This window comes from Actinomyces vulturis (assembly GCF_001687305.1).
Classification (GTDB): Bacteria; Actinomycetota; Actinomycetes; order Actinomycetales; family Actinomycetaceae; genus Actinomyces; species Actinomyces vulturis.
On the sequence record NZ_LZRK01000004.1, the window covers coordinates 414,296 to 420,311 of the forward strand.

The 6,016-nt window shown below is 55.1% G+C and carries 4 protein-coding genes; 1 reads left to right on the plus strand and 3 read right to left on the minus strand.

The annotated features are described in order from the left end of the window. Positions 1-11 precede the first annotated feature (11 nt). Both ilvN and A9753_RS08600 read right to left on the minus strand, forming a co-directional pair. Positions 12-548 (minus strand): acetolactate synthase small subunit, encoded by a 537-nt coding sequence (gene ilvN / locus A9753_RS08595; protein ID WP_067783240.1) that lies wholly within the window; start codon positions 546-548, stop codon positions 12-14. Between the two features lie 4 nt (positions 549-552). After that, on the minus strand, positions 553-2,343 hold the full coding sequence (locus A9753_RS08600; protein WP_067783242.1) for an acetolactate synthase large subunit: 1,791 nt from the start codon (positions 2,341-2,343) through the stop codon (positions 553-555). A gap of 242 nt (positions 2,344-2,585) precedes the next feature. Between A9753_RS08600 and A9753_RS08605 the strand changes: the two genes are divergently transcribed. Then, positions 2,586-4,196: an aspartate:alanine exchanger family transporter gene (locus A9753_RS08605; protein WP_067783245.1), complete on the plus strand. Its 1,611-nt coding sequence runs from the start codon at positions 2,586-2,588 to the stop codon at positions 4,194-4,196. 254 nt (positions 4,197-4,450) lie between these two features. Here the strand turns inward: A9753_RS08605 and A9753_RS08610 are convergent, their stop codons facing one another. Then, positions 4,451-5,725, minus strand: coding sequence for a threonine/serine exporter family protein (locus A9753_RS08610; RefSeq protein ID WP_083090449.1), 1,275 nt, complete (start codon positions 5,723-5,725; stop codon positions 4,451-4,453). Between the last annotated feature and the right edge of the window lie 291 nt (positions 5,726-6,016).

The window sequence follows — 6,016 nt, forward strand, 5'->3', positions numbered from 1 at the left end:
CAACTCACTTTTCAACTAATGGCGTCCGTGAGGGACTGGGGACCGCGGCCGATTGCTACGGTTCCCGATTGAACAATTTCTGCCAGCCCATATGGGCTAAGTGCGGTCAAGAGCGCCTGGACCTTAGCTCGTGAGCCGGTGGTTTCCACTACAAGGGATTCAGGCGAAACATCAACGACGTGTGCACGGAAGAGGTCAACAATCTGAACGGCATTGGCCCGCTGGTCATCACCGACGTGGACCTTAATGAGGAGCAATTCACGCTCAACGGTGCTTTCAGGTTTGAGTTCTTCAACTTTGAGCACGTTAATAAGTTTATCGAGTTGTTTGGTGATCTGATCCATGGCTGCGTCATGGGCACGAGCAATCACTGTAATACGGGAGACGTCCGGGCGCTCAGTGGGGCCAACAGCCAAGGAGTCAATGTTGAATCCGCGACGTGAAAACAGTGCGGTGACGCGGGTAAGGACGCCAGGCTTGTTCTCAACCAAAACGGAAAGAGTGTGAGTAGTAACTGCGCCGGTGGCGCTGTGGTGTGTGCTGGACATCTGCTCACTCCTCTTCCCAGACAGGGCTCATGCCCCGCGCATGCTGAATTTCATCGTTGGATACGCCGGCGGCAACCATGGGCCAGACTTGTGCGTCAGCGCTGACGGTGAAGTCAACGATCACGGGACGGTCGGTAATGGCGTTTGCTTGAGCAATCACCTCATCAAGGTGATCTTCGGTATCACAACGCAAGCCCACTGCTCCGTAAGCTTCGGCAAGTTTGACGAAGTCCGGAATATGCTCGGTGCCGTGTCCGGTGTGGAGGTCTGTATTGGAGTAGCGAGAGCCGTAGAAAAGAGTCTGCCACTGACGCACCATACCCAGTGATGAATTGTTAATGATGGCGACTTTGATAGGAATGTTGTTCAGAGTACAGGTGGTCAGTTCTTGGTTCGTCATCTGGAAGCATCCATCACCATCAATAAGCCAGACGGGACGCTCAGGAGCACCAACCTTGGCGCCCATGGCTGCAGGTACTCCATAGCCCATAGTTCCCAATCCAGCGGAGGTAAGCCAACTATTGGGGCCCAGGTGAGGCAAGTGCTGAGCGGACCACATTTGATGCTGGCCCACACCGGTTACCCAGATAGTTTCCTCGGGACTGAGTTCACCTAAACGCTTGATTACAGCCTGGGGGCTCATTAGGCCATCTGAGGGATCTTCCCACCCCACAGGGTAGATACGCTTGATCTTATCCAGTTCAGCGCTCCATAGCGTAGGAATGTGGTGTTGATCCGTGTGCTCCTGCTGACTGACCAAACGTTCGATTGCTTTGGTCAGTGCGGGCACCACATCGGCGAGGTTGCCAACAATACCCACATCAGCAGTACGGTTCTTTCCCAGTTCCACAGGGTCAACATCAACATGAATGACGCGGGCATGAGGGGCGAAGGAATCGAGTTTGCCTGTCACGCGGTCATCGAAGCGTGCACCGAGGGTGATCAGTAGGTCGCTGCGCTGAATTGCACCAACAGCTGCGACGGTTCCGTGCATGCCGGGCATGCCCAGGTTCAGCCGATGGGTGGAGGGAACCACGCCAAGCGCGGTGAGTGTCGTGGTGAAGGGGACTCCGGTGACATCGATAAGTTTGATCAGATCGTCACTACACTGGGCGCGTGCCAGGCCGCCACCGAGGTAGAAAACGGGCCGTTCGGCGTCGATGATGAGTTGAGCAGCCTTTTCGATGGCATCGGTATCGCCAACCTGTGGGGGGGTATAGCCACGCAGTTCCATGCTCTCAGGCCAAGAGAATTCCATCATGCCGACCTGTGCGTCCTTCGTCAGGTCGATGAGAACGGGACCAGGGCGACCGGTGGACGCAATGTGAAAGGCTTCCATCACGCGCTGAGGTATTTCAGCAGGGTCCGTTACCAAGAATGAGTGCTTGGTCATGGGCATGGTTGCACCCACGATGTCCGCTTCTTGGAAAGCGTCAGTGCCGATGAAAGAGTGGGAGACCTGGCCGGTGATGGCGACCATAGGAACAGAGTCCATATGGGCATCAGCAATGGCGGTGATGAGATTGGTGGCGCCGGGCCCAGACGTAGCGATACAGACGCCGACTTGTCCCGTAGCGAGTGCGTAGCCTTCTGCTGCGTGACCGGCTCCTTGTTCGTGGCGAACGAGGATATGGCGAATTTTTGTGGACAGGAAAATGGGATCGTAGACAGGGAGAATTGCGCCACCAGGCATACCGAAAACATCAGTGACTCCCATGAGTTCGAGAGATTTCACCAGTGCCTGCGCACCAGTCATCATCTCCCCTGTGCTCGCCTGTGCGGGTGATTCGCCCATACGATGCTCCTGTTCATTGCCGTGGCGTCGATGGTGACTATCAGAGCCGACGCCGCGGGGGTCTGCCGGTGCTCAATGTCACCTAGGCTCAAGGCTAACGTACCAAGACGTTATGACGAATCACGGTAGCCGGTTTTTCGGGACTAAAGACCACCTCTACTGCTGTGCCCTATGCCACAATAGGCCCTGGCGTGACAACGACGATCACGTCCTGTGCCTGCGCCTGAAAGGGATCGAGCCTCGTGGAGTTGATCTTTAACCACCTCGCCGATAACCCCGTCCTAGTGCTGTTCCTCCTCGTTGGTGTGGGCATGCTCTTTGGACACATCAAAGTCCGAGGGGTAAGTCTCGGTGCTGCAGCCGTTCTTTTCACCGCTATTGCTGTTGCTGCGTGGTCAGCTTCCTATGGGATCACCTTGGAAGTTCCCCACGCCATGGGTATTTTGGGTCTGGCAATTTTCACCTTTGCTATTGGGATTTCCTCTGGTCCTAACTTTTTTCACGTGTTGAAGACTGCCTGGGGCCCGATTCTCATCATGATTGCTGTGCTCGTGGTGGCGGCTGCCTCGGGCGTGGGCCTAGGCCGCCTACTTGGCTTAGATTCAGCGATGATCGCCGGTACCTTCGCTGGGGCTATTACAAATACCCCAGCACTAGCCGCTGCTGGTAACGCTGCTGTGACCGCTGGCAATGAGAGTGGTGCAGCGGTAGCTACTGTGGGCTATGCGGTTTCTTACCTCTATGGCGTGGTGGGCATGCTCATTTTCACCTTGCTTGCCCTGCATTACCGCCGCTCCGATAAGGACACTCCCGATCCTTTGCTCAACCGCACTATCCGCGTTGAGCGTGATGACAATCCTCGGGTGGGTGACATCACTGCCCGACTGGGACACGAATTAAAATTCTCCCGTTTACGTCGCGGTGAAGAAGGACCCGTTTCCCGACCGACATCAGACGATCTTCTCCATAAGGATGATCTGGTAACTGTCGTTGGTACCAAAGATGTAGTCAACCGCGTGGTCAAGGAACTCGGACACGGCTCATCTCATTCATTGATTGAGGATCGTAAATACCTGGATTTCCGTCGTATTACTGTCTCTGACCCGAAGATTGCTGGACGCACGGTGGAAAGCCTTCAAATTGATCGCACCTTTGGTGCCACTCTTTCCCGTGTTCGTCGTGGTGATGTGGATATGGTGGCTACCCCGGACTTGGTTCTCCAGCAAGGTGACCGTGTCCGCGTTGTTGCACCGACGTCGAAGATTCAGGAGATCTCGAAGTTCTTCGGTGACAGTGCCCGCGGATTGTCCTCGATCAATCCCGTGGCTTTAGGTTTAGGTATGGCGCTAGGGATTTTCATCGGCGAATGGAAGTTTCTGACTCCCACGGGTGCTACCTTCTCCATCGGTTCTGCCGCAGGCACACTAATTGTTGGATTAGTATTCGGCAAAATTGGGCGCATTAAGAGTTTCGTCACTGCCATGCCTTTCACTGCCTGCCAGGTGCTTAGCGAATTCGGTTTGCTGATTTTCTTGGCACAGGCCGGTTCCAAGGCCGGCGGTCAGATTGCTGCTGCGTTCTCCAGCGGTGACTGGTGGCGTATTGCTGTGGTCGGTTGTGTGATCACCACGATTGTGGGGGCCGGCATGTATACCTCAATGCGGTGGATCATCCATATGGGTGGGACTCGCTTGGCCGGTCTGCTTGGTGGTGTTCAGACACAGCCCGCTGTCCTGGCCTTCGCCAACGAGCGTACGGGTTCTGACCCCCGTGTAGCCCTGGGCTACGCCATGGTTTATCCCGTGGCCATGATCGTGAAAATCTTCATCGCGCAAGTCCTTGGTGGCCTATAAGCGTTGATGACAATGACGTTCTGGCGTGCAAAGCACGCCGGATTTGCTCCTGCGCAGCAAAACCCTATTCTCATCACCGCGCTGTACGCACTCAACGGCAAACAGTTCCATCTCTGCCCATTAGGCTCTGAATAACGACGATGAATAAGCGTGGGGGCCGCGCACTAGGCGCGGCCCCCACGCTTGATCCTGTTAAACAAAGCGGTCATCACAACTCGATATCTCACTGAGGTCGAGTTGTCATGTCGGTGTTCTCAATCGCCGAGGTGAGGAAGAACAGAAGTTGCTGTGTCGTGGCGCCAATTACGGTCAGTGATGATACGAGCCATCGCCAGACCCACACCGATTGCGGTGATGACAAAGAAGACCTCAGCAAGGTTTCCTGCTGCCTGCCCAACAGCAACATTGACATCCACGGAATGGTTGTTCAGAGCGCTAATGGCACGGTAGAAGGGCACACCCGGGATCATGATGACCACGGCCGGGACGGAGAGGGCTACGCGGCTCTGAGAGACGCGAGAGACAAACAACTGGGCGAGCAATCCAATGGCAACAGCAGCCAGGCCGACAGCCATCTGCCACGGCACGTGAAAGACGTCAATGATAAAAAGGCGTCCGGTATTGGCCAGTGCGCCAACGAGCGCTGCCATAGTCGCTGCGCGTTTACCAGCGTTGAACAGCATGGCGAAGCCATATGCGGCGACGAAAGAGCAAATGAACCGTAATGCGTAGAGGGTAAAGCCTGTGGGCATGGTGGCTTCGATATGCTCAATGTCCCAGCCGAACATGAAAGTAACAGACCATACCGCGATACCAGCGCTAGCCATCACTGTCAGTACATAGGCACCGCGCGAGATTGCGGAGGAAAAATCTTGACGTGCAAGGTCAAGCATGCTGGTCACCATTGGGAAACCAGGAATAAGGAAGAGGATGGCTGAGATGATACCGCCCTGGTGGTTTCCGGAAATGACGCCGAAGTAGTCGAGCATGCTGATCACAGCCATGTAGGTGGAAGATGCGACCACGCCACAGACCATCCAGGTGAAGAAATGTTGGTAAGAGCGATGAAGCATGAAACGACGAATGTACTGGCCAATGAAGGCAGCGATAAGCACAGCGAAGCACTCAATCCAACCGCCTTTATTAAGGAAGCAGAAGCCTGCACAAGCCACACCAGAGGCTGCAGCATTAGCAAAGGGCCCATAGAGGGGTTTCATCTTCTCGACTTGGTCGAGTTTAGTTTCTAACTCCTCGACGGTTTCATGTGCTTTGATGTCGTGGACAATCCTGCGCAGTGCTTCGAGTCGATCGACATTCACGCCCACGCGACGTTCTTCAGCCGCTTCAGTACGGAAGCGCTCTCCCACATACGAAGAGGTCACGATTTCGGTAAGAGACACCGAGGCCTCATGACGGTCTAGGCCGACTGCAGATGCTACTCGCGCCATTGAGGACTTCACACGGTATGCGCCTGCACCGCTTGCCATCATGAGCCTGCCTAGACGCAGTACGGCGCCTGATTGGAGCATGAGGCGGTCAGCGTCTAGTCCTTCTTCAGGAGTGAGGTCACGCGGGTCTGGAATAGGTACGCCGTGTGCGCTAAGGCGTACCTCGTGGTTCGGTTGATTATCGTCTGTCGTAGTCACGGCACTACTCTGCCAAGTTCACTAATCTATTGACTACTTCTCGTGGATATTTTCGACGTGATAATGATTAAAAGTGGTGGTGGGTGTGGGGGAGCCCCGCCAACCACACAAACATGGCAGCGGGGCTCAACCCTCACAAGTATATGTACGGCGGCGTCCTACTCTCCCACACCC